Origin of the sequence: Bacillus sp. SRB_8, from assembly GCF_003264205.1 — a bacterium.
Taxonomy (GTDB): Bacteria; Bacillota; Bacilli; order Bacillales; family Bacillaceae_G; genus Bacillus_A; species Bacillus_A mycoides.
Genome location: NZ_NADT01000006.1, coordinates 71,810 through 88,396, shown reverse-complemented (window position 1 = coordinate 88,396; position 16,587 = coordinate 71,810). Strand labels below are relative to the sequence as shown.

At 36.0% G+C, this 16,587-nt stretch carries 19 protein-coding genes and 1 other RNA gene; 16 read left to right on the top strand and 4 right to left on the bottom strand.

Annotated features, from left to right (window positions below; genetic code table 11):
• Nucleotides 1–23 precede the first annotated feature (23 nt).
• From dnaD to B5P40_RS05515, 3 genes are read left to right on the top strand one after another with little or no spacing between them, the layout of a single operon-like run.
• Complete coding sequence (dnaD, locus tag B5P40_RS05525) at nt 24–731, top strand: DNA replication protein DnaD (protein WP_000728546.1); 708 nt, start codon at nt 24–26, stop codon at nt 729–731.
• A 15-nt stretch (nt 732–746) separates the two neighbouring features.
• Entirely contained in the window at nt 747–1,394 is a 648-nt protein-coding gene (gene nth / locus B5P40_RS05520) for an endonuclease III (protein WP_000933020.1), read from the top strand.
• A gap of 3 nt (nt 1,395–1,397) precedes the next feature.
• On the top strand, nt 1,398–1,916 hold the full coding sequence (locus B5P40_RS05515) for a YpoC family protein (protein WP_002193189.1): 519 nt from the start codon (nt 1,398–1,400) through the stop codon (nt 1,914–1,916).
• Between the two features lie 26 nt (nt 1,917–1,942).
• On the opposite strand, the gene B5P40_RS05510 is transcribed toward B5P40_RS05515, so the two are convergent.
• Nucleotides 1,943–4,657 (bottom strand): penicillin-binding protein 1A, encoded by a 2,715-nt coding sequence (locus B5P40_RS05510; RefSeq protein WP_113708958.1) that lies wholly within the window; start codon nt 4,655–4,657, stop codon nt 1,943–1,945.
• Nucleotides 4,658–4,723: 66 nt separating this feature from the next.
• Nucleotides 4,724–5,326: a Holliday junction resolvase RecU gene (gene recU, locus B5P40_RS05505; protein WP_002030800.1), complete on the bottom strand. Its 603-nt coding sequence runs from the start codon at nt 5,324–5,326 to the stop codon at nt 4,724–4,726.
• A gap of 103 nt (nt 5,327–5,429) precedes the next feature.
• Here recU and B5P40_RS05500 point away from each other — a divergent pair, with 103 nt between their 5' ends.
• The gene (locus B5P40_RS05500) at nt 5,430–6,455 is read left to right on the top strand and encodes a DUF2515 domain-containing protein (protein WP_002030803.1); all 1,026 of its coding nucleotides are present in this window, start codon (nt 5,430–5,432) and stop codon (nt 6,453–6,455) included.
• Nucleotides 6,456–6,798: 343 nt separating this feature from the next.
• Here B5P40_RS05500 and B5P40_RS33995 read toward each other — a convergent pair whose 3' ends face one another.
• A complete protein-coding gene (locus tag B5P40_RS33995) occupies nt 6,799–6,945 on the bottom strand; it encodes a phage portal protein (RefSeq protein ID WP_306302660.1) in 147 nt (48 codons plus the stop codon).
• 118 nt (nt 6,946–7,063) lie between these two features.
• On the opposite strand from B5P40_RS33995, the gene B5P40_RS05495 reads away from it, so the two are divergent.
• Both B5P40_RS05495 and B5P40_RS05490 read left to right on the top strand, forming a co-directional pair.
• On the top strand, nt 7,064–7,306 hold the full coding sequence (locus B5P40_RS05495) for a hypothetical protein (RefSeq protein ID WP_002030820.1): 243 nt from the start codon (nt 7,064–7,066) through the stop codon (nt 7,304–7,306).
• A 15-nt stretch (nt 7,307–7,321) separates the two neighbouring features.
• Nucleotides 7,322–7,666 carry a YppE family protein gene (locus B5P40_RS05490; RefSeq protein ID WP_002011864.1) on the top strand — a complete coding sequence of 115 codons (345 nt, stop codon included), beginning with the start codon at nt 7,322–7,324 and terminating at the stop codon, nt 7,664–7,666.
• Between the two features lie 25 nt (nt 7,667–7,691).
• On the opposite strand, the gene B5P40_RS05485 is transcribed toward B5P40_RS05490, so the two are convergent.
• Nucleotides 7,692–7,883 (bottom strand): YppF family protein, encoded by a 192-nt coding sequence (locus B5P40_RS05485; protein ID WP_002030817.1) that lies wholly within the window; start codon nt 7,881–7,883, stop codon nt 7,692–7,694.
• Nucleotides 7,884–8,060: 177 nt separating this feature from the next.
• On the opposite strand from B5P40_RS05485, the gene B5P40_RS05480 reads away from it, so the two are divergent.
• The 10 genes from B5P40_RS05480 to B5P40_RS05435 all read left to right on the top strand — a co-directional run bounded on the left by B5P40_RS05480 (nt 8,061) and on the right by B5P40_RS05435 (nt 16,566).
• Complete coding sequence (locus B5P40_RS05480; protein ID WP_113708957.1) at nt 8,061–8,651, top strand: YppG family protein; 591 nt, start codon at nt 8,061–8,063, stop codon at nt 8,649–8,651.
• Between the two features lie 156 nt (nt 8,652–8,807).
• Complete coding sequence (locus B5P40_RS05475; protein ID WP_002189016.1) at nt 8,808–9,245, top strand: CotD family spore coat protein; 438 nt, start codon at nt 8,808–8,810, stop codon at nt 9,243–9,245.
• 56 nt (nt 9,246–9,301) lie between these two features.
• Nucleotides 9,302–9,856 carry an SLOG family protein gene (locus tag B5P40_RS05470; protein WP_002030808.1) on the top strand — a complete coding sequence of 185 codons (555 nt, stop codon included), beginning with the start codon at nt 9,302–9,304 and terminating at the stop codon, nt 9,854–9,856.
• Between the two features lie 97 nt (nt 9,857–9,953).
• A complete protein-coding gene (gene gpsB / locus B5P40_RS05465; protein WP_000622426.1) occupies nt 9,954–10,289 on the top strand; it encodes a cell division regulator GpsB in 336 nt (111 codons plus the stop codon).
• A gap of 87 nt (nt 10,290–10,376) precedes the next feature.
• An RNA gene (gene rnpB / locus B5P40_RS05460) (RNase P RNA component class B) lies at nt 10,377–10,768 on the top strand.
• 180 nt (nt 10,769–10,948) lie between these two features.
• Entirely contained in the window at nt 10,949–12,088 is a 1,140-nt protein-coding gene (locus B5P40_RS05455) for a THUMP domain-containing class I SAM-dependent RNA methyltransferase (protein ID WP_002011868.1), read from the top strand.
• Between the two features lie 61 nt (nt 12,089–12,149).
• A complete protein-coding gene (locus B5P40_RS05450) occupies nt 12,150–12,332 on the top strand; it encodes a DUF3921 domain-containing protein (RefSeq protein ID WP_002126488.1) in 183 nt (60 codons plus the stop codon).
• Nucleotides 12,333–12,470: 138 nt separating this feature from the next.
• Nucleotides 12,471–14,408, top strand: coding sequence for an ATP-dependent DNA helicase (locus B5P40_RS05445; protein ID WP_113708956.1), 1,938 nt, complete (start codon nt 12,471–12,473; stop codon nt 14,406–14,408).
• Nucleotides 14,409–14,526: 118 nt separating this feature from the next.
• Nucleotides 14,527–16,044 (top strand): carboxypeptidase, encoded by a 1,518-nt coding sequence (gene ypwA, locus B5P40_RS05440; protein WP_113708955.1) that lies wholly within the window; start codon nt 14,527–14,529, stop codon nt 16,042–16,044.
• A 48-nt stretch (nt 16,045–16,092) separates the two neighbouring features.
• Nucleotides 16,093–16,566, top strand: coding sequence for a GNAT family N-acetyltransferase (locus B5P40_RS05435; protein ID WP_002189017.1), 474 nt, complete (start codon nt 16,093–16,095; stop codon nt 16,564–16,566).
• Nucleotides 16,567–16,587 lie beyond the last annotated feature (21 nt).

Genomic DNA, 16,587 nt, shown 5'->3' with positions numbered 1-16,587 from the left:
ACTAGAGAACGAGGTGTTTGGTGATGAAAAAGAAAATGATGTTACAATGGTTTGAACAGGGAAGCATAGCGATTCCTAAATTGCTTATGATGCATTATAAAAAGCTAGGTTTAAATGAGACGGAATTTATGGTAGTACTTCATGTACACACATTTTTAGAATCAGGTAATTCGTTCCCGACTCCTTCAGAGATTTCAGAACGGATGACGATAACAGAAATGAAATGCATGGAAGTGATTCAGACTTTAATCCAAAAAGGTTTTTTAGCACTAGAAGGTGGACGAAGATCTGAAGCGATGATGTGTGAAAGTTATTCTTTACAACCACTGTGGGAAAAAATATTGCACTTTTTAATGAATGAATCTATAGAGGAAGAGCAAAAAGAACAAAAACAAATTCAAGTAAATTTATATACAGTATTTGAAAAAGAATTCGGAAGACCACTTTCCCCATTTGAATGTGAAACATTAGGGATGTGGGAAGATCAAGATCAACACCATCCGAATTTAATTCAAGCGGCTCTTCGTGAAGCTGTTATGAGTGGTAAACTTAATTTTCGGTATATTGATCGTATTTTGTTTGAGTGGAAAAAGAACGGAATTAAAACGGTAGATCAAGCGCAAAATCAAGGCCAGAAATTTAGAGCGAATCAACAACGCACACAACAAACGACAAAACAAGAGACGAAATTTACTGGGAAAGTGCCTTTTTATAATTGGTTGGAGCAGTAGTGTAGGAGGAAATATATGTTGAACAAAACGCAAATTCGTTATTGTTTAGATACAATGGCGGATATGTATCCAGAAGCGCATTGTGAATTAATTCATGATAATCCATTTGAACTTGTAATCGCAGTGGCATTATCTGCACAATGCACAGATGCACTTGTGAATAAAGTGACGAAAAACTTATTCCAAAAATATAAAACACCAGAAGATTATTTGAGTGTGTCTTTAGAAGAGTTACAACAAGATATACGTTCCATTGGATTGTTTAGAAATAAGGCGAAAAATATTCAAAAATTGTGCCGGATGTTACTAGATGATTATAACGGGAAAGTTCCAGAAGACCGTGATGAGCTGACGAAATTACCAGGAGTAGGGAGAAAGACAGCGAATGTAGTTGTTTCGGTAGCATTTGGGATTCCAGCGATTGCTGTTGATACGCATGTAGAGAGAGTGAGTAAACGGTTAGCAATTTGTAGATGGAAAGATTCTGTGTTAGAAGTGGAAAAGACATTGATGAAGAAAATTCCAATGGATGAGTGGGGAGTTACACACCACCGTATGATTTTCTTCGGACGTTATTACTGTAAGGCGCAGCGACCACAATGTGAAGAGTGTCGATTACTAGAAATATGTCGCGAAGGAAAGAAACGAATGAAGGGGAAATAAAGGATGGAGCGAGTTATAGAAATACCGAAAGAGTTTCGGTGCGTACCATTTTTTAAAGAGAGTGCAAATTCGATTACGTATCACACAGACCAATCTTTTGAAGAGATAATACAAAATACTTACTTTATATTTGATATTGAAAGAAAATATGAGCCATGGAATGAAATTGAAACAAGTATTCCAGCGGTGTTAAATATATGGAAAAGCAAGCATGAAGAAATTGCTATACTATTTCGGAACAGAAAAAAACAAGAAGCTGAGGGTCCGATGATTCTTTTTGCAGCGCACTTTCTATCGGTTATATATTGGTTAAATGAGCAGCCTGTTCATAGTTTGAATGAGATGCAAGTAAATACGAATAAATTGGAAGTACAACCTGTTAATTTTATGGAGCGATATTCATTTATTATAAAGAAACTGAGTAATTACCATTCGTATATTCAATTAGTACAGTTGTATATCGAAATAGAAAAGCTATATGTAAAGAAAATGATAACAAAAAAGAAGTCGGTTTCTCATTAAGAGAAACCGACTTCTTTTTTTGTTTATTAAGACTCTGTTGTAACAACATTTCCGTCCGCGTGAGGTGTATCTCCCTCGGTATTTTGTTGCTGTTGTTGCTCTTCAGCTTTTTTTCTAGCTTCTTCGTCAGCTTTTCTCTTAGCTTCTTCGTCGGCTTTTCTCTTAGCTTCTTCGTCAGCTTTCTTCTTAGCTTCTTCGTCAGCTTTCTTCTTAGCCTCTTCGTCAGCGGCTTTCTTTTGAGCTTCTTCTTGCTGTTTACGTTGTTGTTCTTGTTGCTGCTGTTGTTCTTGTTGTTTACGTTGTTGTTCTTGTTGCTGTTGCTGTTGCTGTTCTTGCTGTTTACGCTGATCTTCATCAGCTTTTTTCTTAGCTTCTTCTTGTTTTAGTTTATCTTCATTGGTCTTTTTCAGGGCTTCTTCGTCAGCTTTTTTCGCATCTGGAGTTCCGCCAGGCGCAGTGAAGGATGCACCAACTGCAGGGCTTGTTCCAGTACCCTTTTTCGCTACTACAGAGAAACTGTAAGTAACACCTGGTTTAATACCACCAAGAGTAGCTGTCGTACCGCTTACTGATAAGCTACCACTAGAACCGTCAGTAGCTTTATAGCTTGCTGCGTATGCATCAACATTTGATGATGGTCCAGACCAGTTCAGTGTCACTGTGCTAGCGCCATCGAAAGCGACATTAAGACCACTAGGCGGATCTACTTTAATTTGTTTAATTGCATCTTTCTTCGCACCTTTTACGTATAACTCTCCGTTTATTTCTTGTACAGAAGAAGGGCGTTCGAAACGAGATTTATCTGTAGCGAATTTGCTCATCATTACTTGGAACATTTGTTGTGCAATTTTAGTATAACGATCGCTAATGTAATTTTCTGGACTATCTTTTTCATAACCAGTCCATACAGCCATTGTATATTGTGGTGTATATCCAGCGAACCAGCTGTCTCTGTTTGCGTCATCTGGGATACCATATTTTTTTATAACTGATTTATCAAAGTTTTGTGTTCCGGTTTTACCTGCTACGTCTACACCTGAAACATATGCTGTTGGACCTGTACCGCCAGAACCAGGTTTTACTACGTCACGAAGAACGTCAGTGACCATGTAAGCTGTATAGTCATGCATTGCGCGTTGTTCTTTCGATTTAAAGCTTTTCTTTTTCCCATCTGGGAAAATAACTTCTTTAACGAAATGAGGTTTATTGTATACACCGTCATTTCCAAATGCTGCATAAGCTCCAGCGACATCTAACGGAGAGCCTTCATTACTACCGATTGCAGTAGATTCATATGCTTTCCCATCTTTAAACGTCATTCCTAAACCTTCAGCAAACTCTTGTGACTTAGGAATACCGACTGCTTGAGCTGTTTTTAAAGCCGGGATGTTTAATGACTTCTTCAATGCTTCACGAAGTGAAACGTCACCTTTAAAATTACCTGTAGCATTTTTAATCTTTGTGCCATCAGAGTAAGTATATTCAGAGTCATTTAATTGATGATAAGTAGACCATTGAAGATTCTCAATTGCTGGACCATAGTCGAAAATTGGTTTCATTGTTGAACCAACTTGGCGTTTTAAATCAACTGCCATATTATGACCTTTGAAAGTAGACTTACTTTCTTTACGCCCAGCACCAATTGCTCGAACTTCTCCAGACTGTGTATCCATAAATACAAATGATCCTTGGAACTGATCGTTTGGATATTTAATGAGATTGCCATCCATAATTTTCTCAGCGTAATCTTGAGCATCTTGATCAAGTGTTGTATGAATCGTTAAACCATCTGAACCGATATTTACATCAGGGTATTCTTTTTCAACTTCCTTTACAACAGCATCTAAAAATGATTGGTATTTCATTTCAGTTACTTCTGAAGATGGAAGAAGTCCTTGTATTACAGGGATTTGCATCGCATCATTCATTTCTTGTTTCGTTATATACCCGTGTCGGTTCATTAATGTTAATACGATATTACGACGTTTCGTTGCTCTATCAACGTTATCTGGTTTTGTTGGATCATAAATGTTAGGACCTTGGGGTAAACCAGCGAGCATTGCAGCTTCGTGTAGTTGTATGTCTTTTAAATCTTTGCCGTAATATTTTTTGGCAGCTGTGGAAATACCATAAGAGCGATTACCTAAGTTAATCTTATTTAAGTACATTTCTAAAATTTCATGTTTTGAGTACTGTTGCTCTAACTTATAAGATAAGTACCATTCCTGCACTTTTCTTTTTGCAGTTTTGTCCATCGTTAGAAAATAGTTTTTAACTACTTGCTGTGTAATCGTACTACCACCTTGTGATCCAAAACCACCAGTGACATTTTCCATGACTGCCATTCCAGTACGTCTAAAATCAATTCCATTATGATCGTAGAAACGAGCATCCTCAGTCGCAAGGAATGCACTTTCAATTACTTTTGGAATTTGATCGTATGTAACATGGGTTCGTTTTTCAGCACCGTATTCATAGAAGAAATTCCCGTTTTTATCAAGGAATTTTGTTGATAAAGGATTGACTAGCTTTGATTTGTCTAGTTTTGGAGCGTCCTTTACCATAACAAAGAAGGCCGAAACGCCAGCTACGAGACCGACGATACCAAGAAGTAGACAACCTATAAGAAATCTCTTGAAAAAGGAACCTTTTTTCTTTGGTTTTTCTTCTTTATTATTTGTTTCTTTCGTTTGATTTTTTACATGATTTCGTTCTGTACGAGAACGATAATTATCTGACATTATACTTTCTCCTACCTTTCATTCTCTCCCCCAAAAGTCGAAAAAAGAGCCTTAGTGATGACTCTATCACGAAAAATAAACCGTGTCTAGTACGCGGATATAATCAATTCGAGGGTGATAACCGCATGATAATAAAGACCCATGCTCTTCTATTTCTTGTTTTGTAATCGATTTACGTCCACCAGTATTTTGACGATTCCAAAATGCAATAATATGTTTTGCATCTAATAAATAAAATTCATCAAAAAGTGTAAATTTAATAATAACAAATGCAATTCCATTATGAGCGACTACTTGCTTCATATGTTCAATTTGATGAAGGTGGAAGTTTTGAAGTGGAAAACTGGTTTTATTTTTAGTTTCTTTCGCTTCAAAATCGATGTATTTCCCTTTGTATACACCGTTGTAATCTGTTGTAGAAGGTTGTTTGAAATACGCTTCTTTTACCACTGCAGCACTTCGAGCGGGGTAATCTACTTTTACAATTTGAAGAGGTGTAGGTTTTTTATGTACGCATGCAATATTATGGGTTAAGTAATATTGATTGGTGTCATTCAATTCCTCTTCAAGGGACATACCTCTATTACTGTAAGTATGTTTTTTTATTGGTGTTTTATGAGGTTGTGAAGCTTGATCGTACCTTTTTCCATTTGGGTAACGAATGGTCATATTTTGTCCACTCCCAACTTGATAAGATTTACTTACAAAGGTGATTATATCAAAAAATGAAAAAAGATGTGACCTTTTTCAAGAAAGGTATGGTGACTTACTCATGTTTCGATGGAATGATTACGAAAAAATTAAACAGACCCGTAATGATATTTTTTGTACAGAAGAGGAAAAAGCTATAGTTCTTAATATTAAGGAGAGCACGGATGTAGCTAACGTAGATAATATTTCACGTACACAATCTTACCAAGAATATTATTTGAGAAATAGAGAAATTAGATGGTCTTTTTTAGCAAGCATGGTTTCAAGGAATGGGGGATGGAACATGACAGATTTAGAAGGAGAATATTATTCTAATCTTTTATCTCAAACAGTTAAGAGACGATTATTTCATTTGTATGAGAAAGCCAATTGGCTCATTTTTTTAGATGCATTTCCTCAACTATTACTGTATGAGGAAAGTAAAAAGAGATGTGCGCCGCTCTTTCATTTGTTACAATTTTTCAACATATCAATTTTTATGGAAAAAGAATGGGGCGCGTTTTGGGAGAAAAAAGATATAAATAGGCTTATGACGGCACTTATTATTAATGAACAAAATAAAATTCAAAAACCAGTAATTGAGAATGCATACTTTCAAAAACATGTATTTGATACTGCACTATTCAAATTTCAAGAAATATTTCACGTTAGTGCAGTTATTTTTCCAATGGTGGAAGGGGGAATGTATGGATTTTCAGTTTATCAATTTGAAACGTTGCAAAAACGTATAGAACTGGGGAAACAATTAGCTTGGTTATTATTTCATTCAAAGTATAAGGCTTCTTTTTATAAATTTGCAGTGCAAACTAGGCATACAGGATCAAGGATGGATTATGAATGTAATATAAGGGGAATTAGAAAATCATGTACGCCGGCTCTTCGGGATGTGTATTCTATTGTCACTCATGAAAAATTAATTGAAAAAGATTGGTTTAGTGAAGGGTTGGAAATAGATTCATTATTTTTACTTGAAAAACCTAAGGGGGAAATTAATATAACAGAATGGTATAGAAAGAAGAGGGAGCAAATACATACTCTTTCTATATTAAGTAGTTTTGTTAAAAGAATGGATGAGTTCATGATATAATAAAGAAGTCCCGCCTTCTTAAATGAGGGCGGGACTTCTTTATTAAAAGTAATATGCTCTACAACAAGTTACTTTCTAATCGGCTATTTGCCGGCAGTACGACTTTAACTTCAACACTTATCGAAAGCGAAGAGGTAAGGTAGACTAGAAAATAGTTGTTTGTAAAAGCCACTTTGGTTAAAGTGTCATTTTATCCCGCTATTTGCGGACAGTAAAACTCCCACCTCAAAATTTGGCTGGAGCAAAGAAGGTAGGTGGAAGCCCTGCTGTCCGTAAACACCCGATTGGTGCGGGCTAATAATCAGTGGGGGATGAATAAAACCCCACTGATTAAAGTTTCACTTTATGTAGCGGGGAAATTTGGACCATCAAGCTTTGGATTACCAGTCTCAGGTTTGTTTTGTTGTTTGTTTTGCTTTTTCTTTTTTTCGTTTTTATTTTTTGCCATCGTAATACACCTCCTTTTTGTATTGTTACCATTTCTAATAATGGCATACTAAATGATTTCTTTGACGAATATCAACTAGTTTTGTCATGTGAGAAGGAGTAATTAATCAATCGGCGAAATTACATGACAAAGGAAAGGCAAAGAAGGGGGCGTTTTAAATATGGCGATGGTTCAGAAGGAAGATGTTATGAAAAAAATGGATCAAATGTTAAGTTCTCTCGATTTGCTGGAAATGAAGATTGGGATTAGAATGAATCATGCATTGAAGGATAAAGGTGAAAAAATACGCAATAAGATAGAAATAACAGAAATGCATATAGAACATATGGAAAATAAATTAGTGCATCACGAAGAAAAAGGGAGCTGGGTAAAGACATTTCAAAACGTCGTAGTGAGTGCATAATAAGGTGGGAACAAAATGGGACATGAAGCATTAATCCAGTCTTCGGAGAAGTTAATGCAGTATAATGATGAAGCGAATGTGAAAAAAAGAGAGATGGCTGAATATGATTTTTATAAGGATATGAAGCCATTTGTTGATATTGTAGATGCGGAGTTAGAGATGTGGAAAGAATTAGCTTATAGGTGGATAAAGGAAGAACGACCTAAGTATATACATGTACAACAAATTGATCAAGTGTATGATAATTTACAAACTAATGTGCTACAATGTTTTGTTAATAAGGGAAAAGGCAAACGTTTCTTTGAAACTCATCAAGCTATTTCGTACACTTTGCAAAATATCGTAGATCAATGTAAATAACAAGAGGGAAAACCCTCTTGTTTTTTTATGCCTCTGTCACTGTTGTAGGTTTTGTTGCACCGTTTATTTCTAACTCTCGTATTAATGTTCGGTAATCTGATATGCATACTTTTCCTTCAAGATAACAATGTCTTGCAAAGTCTAACAGTTCATTCGAATTTTCTGTGTAATACCCCTTTTTTTGAGAAAACGCTTGTTTTAAATCCCCTAATACCATGTTGATTCCTCCCCCATGAGAATCTTCTTCCTTATTATCATAGCATGGAAGGGTTTACTTTCTAATTTTTTTAAAAATTTAAACTTCCGACAAAAACAGACAGGTACTCCGTCACACATTTTATTTTATAGGTACATATTCTATATGTAGAAACTTATGCCAAGGAGGAGAGAATGCATGTTTCAACAACCTAATGTATATCAGCAAGCAAATCCATATGCACAGCAAAATATGTACCAATATAATGAGGATACATATTTACGATATAATATGTATCCTTTCGAGCCTCATTATGGAAACCAAAATTATTATCAACCATTTGAAGTGTCGTTTGGGAATCAACCGCAGCAAGCGCATATGAATCAGCCGCAACAAGCATATACGAATCAACCACAGCAAGCGCATATGAATCAACCGCAACAACCGCACATGAATCAGTCGCAACAAGCGTATATGAATCAACCGCAGCAAATGTATACGAATCAACCACAGCAAGCGTATATGAATTCACAAAACTACATGTCGCCAGCTCAATATGTAAATCAACAAGCTATGTTTTATCCACCAAAACAACCATATCCAACGATGAATAAACAAAAGCAACAGCAACAGCAACCAAGTCAGTTTTCTAGTTTTGTTTCACAATTTAAATCATCAGATGGTAACTACGATGTAAATAAAATGATGAACACGGCTGGACAAATGATGAACGCGATGAATCAAGTAACAGGGATTGTTAAGCAAGTCGGGGGCTTTTTTGGTAAATAATAGTAGGGGGTTGTCTATAATAGGTATTACGTATGAAATTGGATACTAGACAAATTTCCATGAAATAAATGGGTATATATAACAAGCGGCTTTAGCCCCTCGCTCATATTGTAAAGTGTAGTCAGATTTTTTTAATGAGAGAGGAGAGAAAAAACTATGCATCATTGTCATCCTTGCTTTGGAGGGCATAAGCCTGTAGGACCTATTTGTACGACAGCTCCTGTCATTCACCCAACGAAACAATGCGTAACACATTCTTTTTCAACAACGGTGGTGCCACACATTTTTCCAACTCATACAACGCATGTTCATCATCAACAAATTAAAAATCAAAGCTTCTTCCCACAAACAAACTCGAACGTAAACGTTGTAGACCCTGGTGATCCAGGATCTGTTGGTGGATTTGGCGGCGGATGTGGACCATGTGGTCATGGCCATCATCACCATGGGCATCAAATATCACCATTTGGACCAGGACCGAATGTGTCACCATTTGGACCAGGACCGAACGTATCACCATTTGGACCAGGACCGAATGTATCACCATTTGGACCAAATATCGGACCAAACGTTGGTGGAATGTTTAAAAAGTAAATGATATGTTAGAACTAGCGAAATGCTAGTTCTTTTTTTGTAATTGGAGTGTTGATATGAAGGTTGTTGCTGTAACAGGATATAAGCCGTTTGAACTTGGAATATTTAAAAATGATCATCCAGGAGTAGAGTGTATAAAAAAGGCGCTGCGTCGTAAATTAACTGTTTTTGTAGAAGAAGGTTTGGAGTGGGTTATTATAAGTGGTCAGTTAGGAGTAGAGCTATGGGCTGCTGAAGTTGTTTTTGAAATTCAAGTAGAATATCCAAATTTAAAATTAGCTGTATTTACTCCTTTTTTAGAACAAGAGGAAAATTGGAAGGAAGATAACCGTGAATATTACGAATTTATTCTTTCACAAGCAGATCATATTGATAGTATTACGAAACGGAAGTACGAAAGCCCAGAGCAATTTAAATTAAAGAATCAATTTTTTATTGAAAAAAGCGATGCACTTTTAGCTGTATATGATGAAGAAAAGTCTGGGAGCCCTAAATATATTGTAGAAGCAGCTAAGAAAAAAGGAGAAATAGAAAATTATCACAGTTATTTCATTCTTTTTTCTGATTTACAAGATATAATGGAAGAGGAACAGTGGAATAATGCAGAGTAATATGTAATATAGTACTCGTATATTTGATTGACAAAAGGCGTTGTTTCTGAAAAAATTTAGTTAATGAAAGCTTTGGCAAAAATTTGAGGTGAAGAAAATGATTTCGGATAAAATTAAATTAACAGCGAAAGATATTTTAGAAAAAGAATTTAAAACAGGTATGAGAGGTTATCAACAAGAAGAAGTAGATAAGTTTCTTGATATGATTATTAAAGATTATGAAGCTTTTCATAAGGAATTTGATCAATTAAAACAACAAAATGCTCGTTTGAAACGTGAATTAGAAGAACAAAAAGTAGCGGCAACACAAGTTCCGCAACAACCGGTACAAACACCAGTTGCACAACCAGTGTATAACAATACGAATACGGATATTTTAAAACGTCTATCTAATTTAGAAAAAGCTGTATTTGGAAGTAAGTTATACGAATAAATTAAGGTAACAAAAAGGTTAAAGCATTTTACATAGAAAAAAACATTGCAAAATCTTTTTGTTTCCACTATACTAATGTTTGTCATAACGTTTGGGTAATCGCTGCAACGCCAACGTTGTAGAGGAAAGTCCATGCTCGCACGGCCTGAGATGGCTGTAGTGTTCGTGCCTAGCCAAGTCATAAGCTAGGGTATTCTGGCTGCAAGGCTGGTTTAACGGCAGGGAAAAAACCTAAGTCCTTTCGGATATGGTTTGACTACCTTTAAAGTGCCACAGTGACGAAGTCCTTGAAGAAATGATAGGAGTGGAACGAGGTAAACCCCACGAGCGAGAAACCCAAATAATGGTAGGGGAATCTTTTCCAAGGAAATGAACGACGGAAAAGGACAGGTTTTCGTAACCTGTAGATAGATGATTACCACCGGAGTACGAGGCGTGGGCCGTTTGCAGTACAAAGGAACAGAACATGGCTTACAGAACGTTATGAACCAACTATGAAATAACTCAGCTCTCCTTTGTTAGAGGAGGGCTTTTTATTTGTATGAAGTTATAAGTTGTGAGTTAAAATGGTAAGTGAGAATATTCTTCGTAATATGTGATAATTAATAGGACAACATGTTATTAATTATTGTTTGATTATACATAAGAGGTGAATGCAAATGGGAAAAGTTACTTTAATTGCAACAGCGGCAATGGGTATTGAAGCGTTAGTTGCCCGAGAAGTTCGCGATCTTGGTTATGAATGTGAAGTGGAAAACGGAAAGGTAACGTTTGAAGCGGATGAAAAAGCGATTTGTCGTACGAATTTATGGTTACGTACTGCAGACCGTGTGAAAATTAAAGTCGGCGAATTTAAAGCAACAACATTCGATGAGTTATTTGAAAAAACAAAAGCGTTAAACTGGGGAGATTATATTCCAGAGAACGGAGAATTTCCTGTTATTGGGAAATCTTTGAAATCAACATTATTTAGCGTTTCAGACTGCCAACGTATCGTTAAAAAGGCTGTTGTTGAGAAATTAAAAACAACGTATAGACGCACAACTTGGTTTGAAGAAGATGGACCGTTATTCCGTATTGAAATTGCAATGCTCAAGGATATTGCGACGTTAACAATCGATGCGAGTGGTGTAGGTCTTCATAAACGTGGATACCGTCTTGAGCAAGGTGAAGCGCCTTTAAAAGAAACATTAGCTGCGTCTTTAATTAAGTTAACAAACTGGAAGGCGGATCGTCCTTTCGTTGATCCTTTCTGTGGATCTGGTACAATTCCAATTGAAGCTGCATTAATTGGACAAAATATCGCACCAGGATTTAACCGAGGCTTTGCATCGGATGAATGGGGCTGGGTTGGTAAACAAAATTGGCGCGAAGCTCGTCAAGAAGCTGAAGATTTAGCTAATTATAATCAACCATTGCAAATCATTGGATCAGATATCGATCACCGTATGATAAGAGTTGCCCAAGATAACGCAGAAGAAGTTGGATTAGGGGATCTTATATCATTTAAACAAATGCAAGTAAAAGATTTCACGACAAAAGAGGAATATGGCTATGTTGTAACGAATCCTCCATACGGAGAACGTTTAAGTGAAAGAGCGCTTGTTGAAAAATTATATAAAGAAATGGGAGAGGTATTCCGCCCATTAGATACGTGGTCAATGTATTTATTAACAAGTTATGAAGCATTTGAGAAATGTTATGGGAAAGATGCATCGAAAAAGCGTAAACTGTTTAACGGATTTATCCGTACAGATTACTATCAATACTTCGGAAAGCGTCCACCGCGTAATTCATAGTATAAAACTCCTCCAGCACGCATATACTGGCTATTATGTAATGCGTAAAGGAGGAAGTGATATGGATAGTTTCCAATTATCGATGATTCAAAAAGCTATTCACCGTACGTATGATGAGCTCGGAAAAGAAGTGGATAGTCAAGGTGCAATTGTAGATGGAATACAAAAAGCGCAGGAAGAATATTTGTCAGCTCTTTCACATGAAACAGCGATTGATAAACGTTATTTAAGGTCATTAATATAGAAAAAAATTTTCCTTTTTCGAAAGGAAAATTTTTTTTCGTGTATTTCTATGTATTGTAACAGGGGAAAGTGGCTGCACACATGTGAGTAGCAGTTGCTATATCTTTTTATAGAAAAACTGTTTGGTTGGAGGCTAAGGATGTTTACTGAGAATAGGTTACCATTTGAAGTAGGAAAACAAGATAATTTTTATGATAAGTTGAATGAGTGGATTGGAGATGTGTTTTACGACATTCTTCCGGAAAAAGGCTTTGAAGAGCGTGATGAACAGATTTTTATGGCGTTTCAGTTAGAGCGCGCTTTCCAAGAGAAGAAAGTTATGTTTGCAGAAGCAGGTGTAGGAACAGGGAAAACAATTGTATATCTTTTATATGCAATTTGTTATGCACGTTATACAGGGAAGCCGGCTATTATCGCTTGTGCAGATGAAACGTTAATTGAGCAGCTTGTGAAAGAAGAAGGAGACATTGCTAAGTTATCTGAAGCATTAGGGCTATCTGTTGATGTTAGACTTGCGAAGTCAATGGATAATTATTTATGTTTACGTAAACTTGAAGATGTTATGAGTGGACGAGCTCCAGAAGTAATTGAAGATGTATATTACGAATTACCTCAGTTCGTATTCGATCATGGTACGATGCAGAACTTTACTCACTATGGTGATCGAAAAGAATTTCCACTGTTAAATGACGAGGAATGGTCAAAGGTAAACTGGGATTACTTCCAAGATTGCTTCACTTGTGATTCTCGTCATCGTTGTGGTCAAACTCTTTCGCGCGAGCATTATCGTAAAGCGGCAGATTTAATCATTTGTTCTCAAGATTTCTATATGGATCATATTTGGACGTACGAAGCTCGCAAACGTGAAGGACAAATTCCGTTATTACCAGAAAGTAGTTGCGTTGTATTCGATGAAGGGCATCTTGTAGAATATGCAGCTCAAAAAGCTTTAACGTACCGTTTAAAACAAACGATGATGGAGCAACTTTTAACGAGATTATTACAAAATGATATTCGTGAAGAGTTCGCACATTTAGTAGAAGAAACAATTTGGCAAACTGAACAATTCTTTGGGGTACTACAAGAGAATAAAAAGGAAATTGAAGGTTCTGATCGTTTAGAAATTACTGTGACAGAAAAGGTAACTGCAGAAGCGAAAAGACTTTATGCGAAAATCGGTGAAGTCGGTGATGCATTAGTATTTGAAAGTGAAATGCATACAGTAAACACATACGATTTAAATATTGTTGATGAGCATTTAGATGTGTTAGAGCATTCACTTCGTCTTTTCATGCACGAGAAAAATGTAATTACGTGGGGTGAAGAAGGCGATGGTGCTTTCACGTTAGTTATTATGCCGCGTGCAGTTGAAGAAGTGTTACAAGAAAAAGTATTCTCGAAGAAGATTCCATATATTTTCTCTTCTGCGACATTATCTGACAATGATTCGTTCGCATTTACTGCAAATAGTCTAGGGGTAAAAGATTACTTATCATTCTCAGTTGCTTCGCCGTTTGATTATGAAGAGCAAATGACAGTAAACTTACTTCCGTATACGAAAGAAAATGAATGGGAAAGAAAGTGTCAATATACACTTGAAAATATACAAAAAACAAATGGACGTACACTCGTATTATTCCGTACAACGCAAGAACTTGCAGCGTTTAAAGAATATGTAAGTAAAGAGCAAATGTCAGTTCCGTTCCTATATGAAGGAGATCAAGAAATTAGTCAGCTCGTTTCTCGTTTCCAAAATGAAGAAGAGACTGTACTTTGTGCCGTTCATTTATGGGAAGGTTTAGACATTCCAGGTTCATCATTATCACATGTTATTATTTGGTCATTACCATTCCCTCCAAACGATCCTGTGTTTGAGGCGAAGCGTAAACATGTGAATGATCCATTCTGGGACGTAGATGTGCCTTATATGATTTTACGTCTTCGTCAAGGAATTGGACGTTTAATTCGTACAAGTGAAGATAAAGGTGCTATATCATTATTCTTATCAAATAATGAAGATGAAAAAGTGATAGAAGCAGTGAAGAAAGTACTTCCGGTAGAAGGAAAAGTACTTTAAGCGAAAAAATGTTGTAGGGAAAAGTTTGGCATTTGCCAAGCTTTTTTTCTATTAGAAAAGGAATTTATGTTTCAGTGTCGAAATAAGTTTGAGGTAGAAAAAGGAGGTTTTTTATACTATGACAGTTGCTACATATGAAGTGGAAAAACAATTTTTAACATATGTGAAGAAGATAGAGAATTACGGAGAGGCATTAAGCTTAATGTTTTGGGATTTAAGAACAGGTGCACCAAAGCAAGGAGTAGACCAGCGTTCAGAAGTAATTGGAATGCTTTCATCCGAAGTGTTTGCGATGTCGACTTCAGATGAGATGGGGAACTATTTAACTGAACTAGAATCTTTAATTGTTGAAAATAAACTTTCTGAAACGACAAAGAAAATGGTTGAAGAGTGTCGTAAAGAATATGATAGAAATAAGAAAATTCCACAAGCGGAATATGAAGCGTATGTGAAATTAGAAGCGAAAGCGGAAAGTGTATGGGAAGAAGCTCGCGAAAAATCTGACTTCGAAATGTTCCGTCCGTATTTAGAAAAAATTGTTGAATTCAAAAAGAAGTTTATTACATATTGGGGTTACGAAACGTACAAATATAACACGCTATTAGACATGTATGAGCCCGGAATCACAGTAGAAGTGTTAGATCATGTATTTGGTCAACTACGTGAACGTATCGTTCCGCTTGTGAAAGAAATTTCTGAGTCTAAAAAAGAATTAAAAACAAATGCTTTAGCTGAACATTTTTCAAAAGAAAAACAAAAGAATTTTACTTTAGAGTTATTAAAACAATTGAACTATAACTTTGAAGCGGGTCGTCTTGATGAAACGGTACATCCTTTTGAAATTACATTAAATAGAGGGGATGTTCGTATTACGACTCGTTACGATGAGAAAGACTTCCGTATGGCTGTTTTCGGCACGATTCATGAATGTGGTCATGCTGTATATGAACAAAATATTGCGGAGGAATTTGAAGGTACACCGCTATGTAGTGGAACTTCTATGGGTATTCATGAGTCACAATCATTATTCTTTGAGAACTTTATCGGTCGTAATAAATCATTCTGGAAGAAAAATTATGATTTATTAAAAGAGTATAGCGATGGTCAATTCAATGATATATCAGTAGATGAGTTTTATGATGCGATTAACGAATCGAAGCCATCGTTTATTCGTATAGAAGCAGATGAGCTTACATATCCGCTTCACGTCATGGTTCGTTATGAACTTGAGAAAGAATTATTTGATGGTACATTACAAGTGAAGGATTTGCCAGCGGCTTGGAATGATAAGATGGAAGCATATTTAGGAATTCGTCCGGAAAACGATGCACAAGGTGTATTGCAAGATGTTCACTGGGCTGGTGGTTCATTTGGATACTTCCCATCTTATGCGCTTGGTTATATGTATGCAGCGCAATTTAAACATAGGATGCTAAAGGATATTCCAAACTTTGATGCATTATTAGAAGAAGGAAACGTGACACCAATTCGTGAATGGTTAACAGAGAATATTCACCAATATGGCAAAACGAAAAAACCACTTGGAATTTTAAAAGATGTGACAGGTGAAGGTTTAAATGCAAACTACTTAGCTGATTATTTAGAAGCTAAATATAAAGAGATTTATGAGTTATAAAACAGGAGCTGCTTAATTGCAGCTTTTTTTTATGAGGGAGTGAGAGAAATGGGCTATATGTTTACAGTAATGTCGCGAGCGGAAGCAGAAGAAATTGCATATAACTGGCATTATGAAGGGGAGTATTCCTTTTATGATATAGAGGCAGATGAAGAAGATTTAGCTGAGTTTTTAGAGGATGAGAGTAGAGGGAATCATACATTTTCTGTGAAGGAAAATGGTACTCTCATTGGTTTCTTTAGTTTTAGTAACATAAATAATCAAACGGTTGATATAGGTCTTGGAATGAGACCTGATATAACTGGGAATGGATTTGGTCTACAGTTCGTAAAAGCTGGACTAGCTTTTAGTAAAGAAAAATACGGATGTAATTATATAACACTATCAGTAGCGACATTTAATGAAAGAGCGATTAAAGTGTATAAAAGAGCAGGATTCGAAGCTGTTGGAACGTTTATACAGAAAACAAATGGTAGTTGTTTTGAGTTTTTGAAAATGAATTATATATGTAAAAATGATTAAAAAACAGAGGAGAGATTCTGT

Coding starts and splice junctions, on each gene's coding strand:
- dnaD (WP_000728546.1), top strand. CDS start 24: ATGAAAAAGAAAATGATGTTACAATGGTTTGAACAGGGAAGCATAGCG.
- nth (WP_000933020.1), top strand. CDS start 747: ATGTTGAACAAAACGCAAATTCGTTATTGTTTAGATACAATGGCGGAT.
- B5P40_RS05515 (WP_002193189.1), top strand. CDS start 1,398: ATGGAGCGAGTTATAGAAATACCGAAAGAGTTTCGGTGCGTACCATTT.
- B5P40_RS05510 (WP_113708958.1), bottom strand. CDS start 4,657: ATGTCAGATAATTATCGTTCTCGTACAGAACGAAATCATGTAAAAAAT.
- recU (WP_002030800.1), bottom strand. CDS start 5,326: ATGACCATTCGTTACCCAAATGGAAAAAGGTACGATCAAGCTTCACAA.
- B5P40_RS05500 (WP_002030803.1), top strand. CDS start 5,430: ATGTTTCGATGGAATGATTACGAAAAAATTAAACAGACCCGTAATGAT.
- B5P40_RS05495 (WP_002030820.1), top strand. CDS start 7,064: ATGGCGATGGTTCAGAAGGAAGATGTTATGAAAAAAATGGATCAAATG.
- B5P40_RS05490 (WP_002011864.1), top strand. CDS start 7,322: ATGGGACATGAAGCATTAATCCAGTCTTCGGAGAAGTTAATGCAGTAT.
- B5P40_RS05485 (WP_002030817.1), bottom strand. CDS start 7,883: ATGGTATTAGGGGATTTAAAACAAGCGTTTTCTCAAAAAAAGGGGTAT.
- B5P40_RS05480 (WP_113708957.1), top strand. CDS start 8,061: ATGTTTCAACAACCTAATGTATATCAGCAAGCAAATCCATATGCACAG.
- B5P40_RS05475 (WP_002189016.1), top strand. CDS start 8,808: ATGCATCATTGTCATCCTTGCTTTGGAGGGCATAAGCCTGTAGGACCT.
- B5P40_RS05470 (WP_002030808.1), top strand. CDS start 9,302: ATGAAGGTTGTTGCTGTAACAGGATATAAGCCGTTTGAACTTGGAATA.
- gpsB (WP_000622426.1), top strand. CDS start 9,954: ATGATTTCGGATAAAATTAAATTAACAGCGAAAGATATTTTAGAAAAA.
- B5P40_RS05455 (WP_002011868.1), top strand. CDS start 10,949: ATGGGAAAAGTTACTTTAATTGCAACAGCGGCAATGGGTATTGAAGCG.
- B5P40_RS05450 (WP_002126488.1), top strand. CDS start 12,150: ATGGATAGTTTCCAATTATCGATGATTCAAAAAGCTATTCACCGTACG.
- B5P40_RS05445 (WP_113708956.1), top strand. CDS start 12,471: ATGTTTACTGAGAATAGGTTACCATTTGAAGTAGGAAAACAAGATAAT.
- ypwA (WP_113708955.1), top strand. CDS start 14,527: ATGACAGTTGCTACATATGAAGTGGAAAAACAATTTTTAACATATGTG.
- B5P40_RS05435 (WP_002189017.1), top strand. CDS start 16,093: ATGGGCTATATGTTTACAGTAATGTCGCGAGCGGAAGCAGAAGAAATT.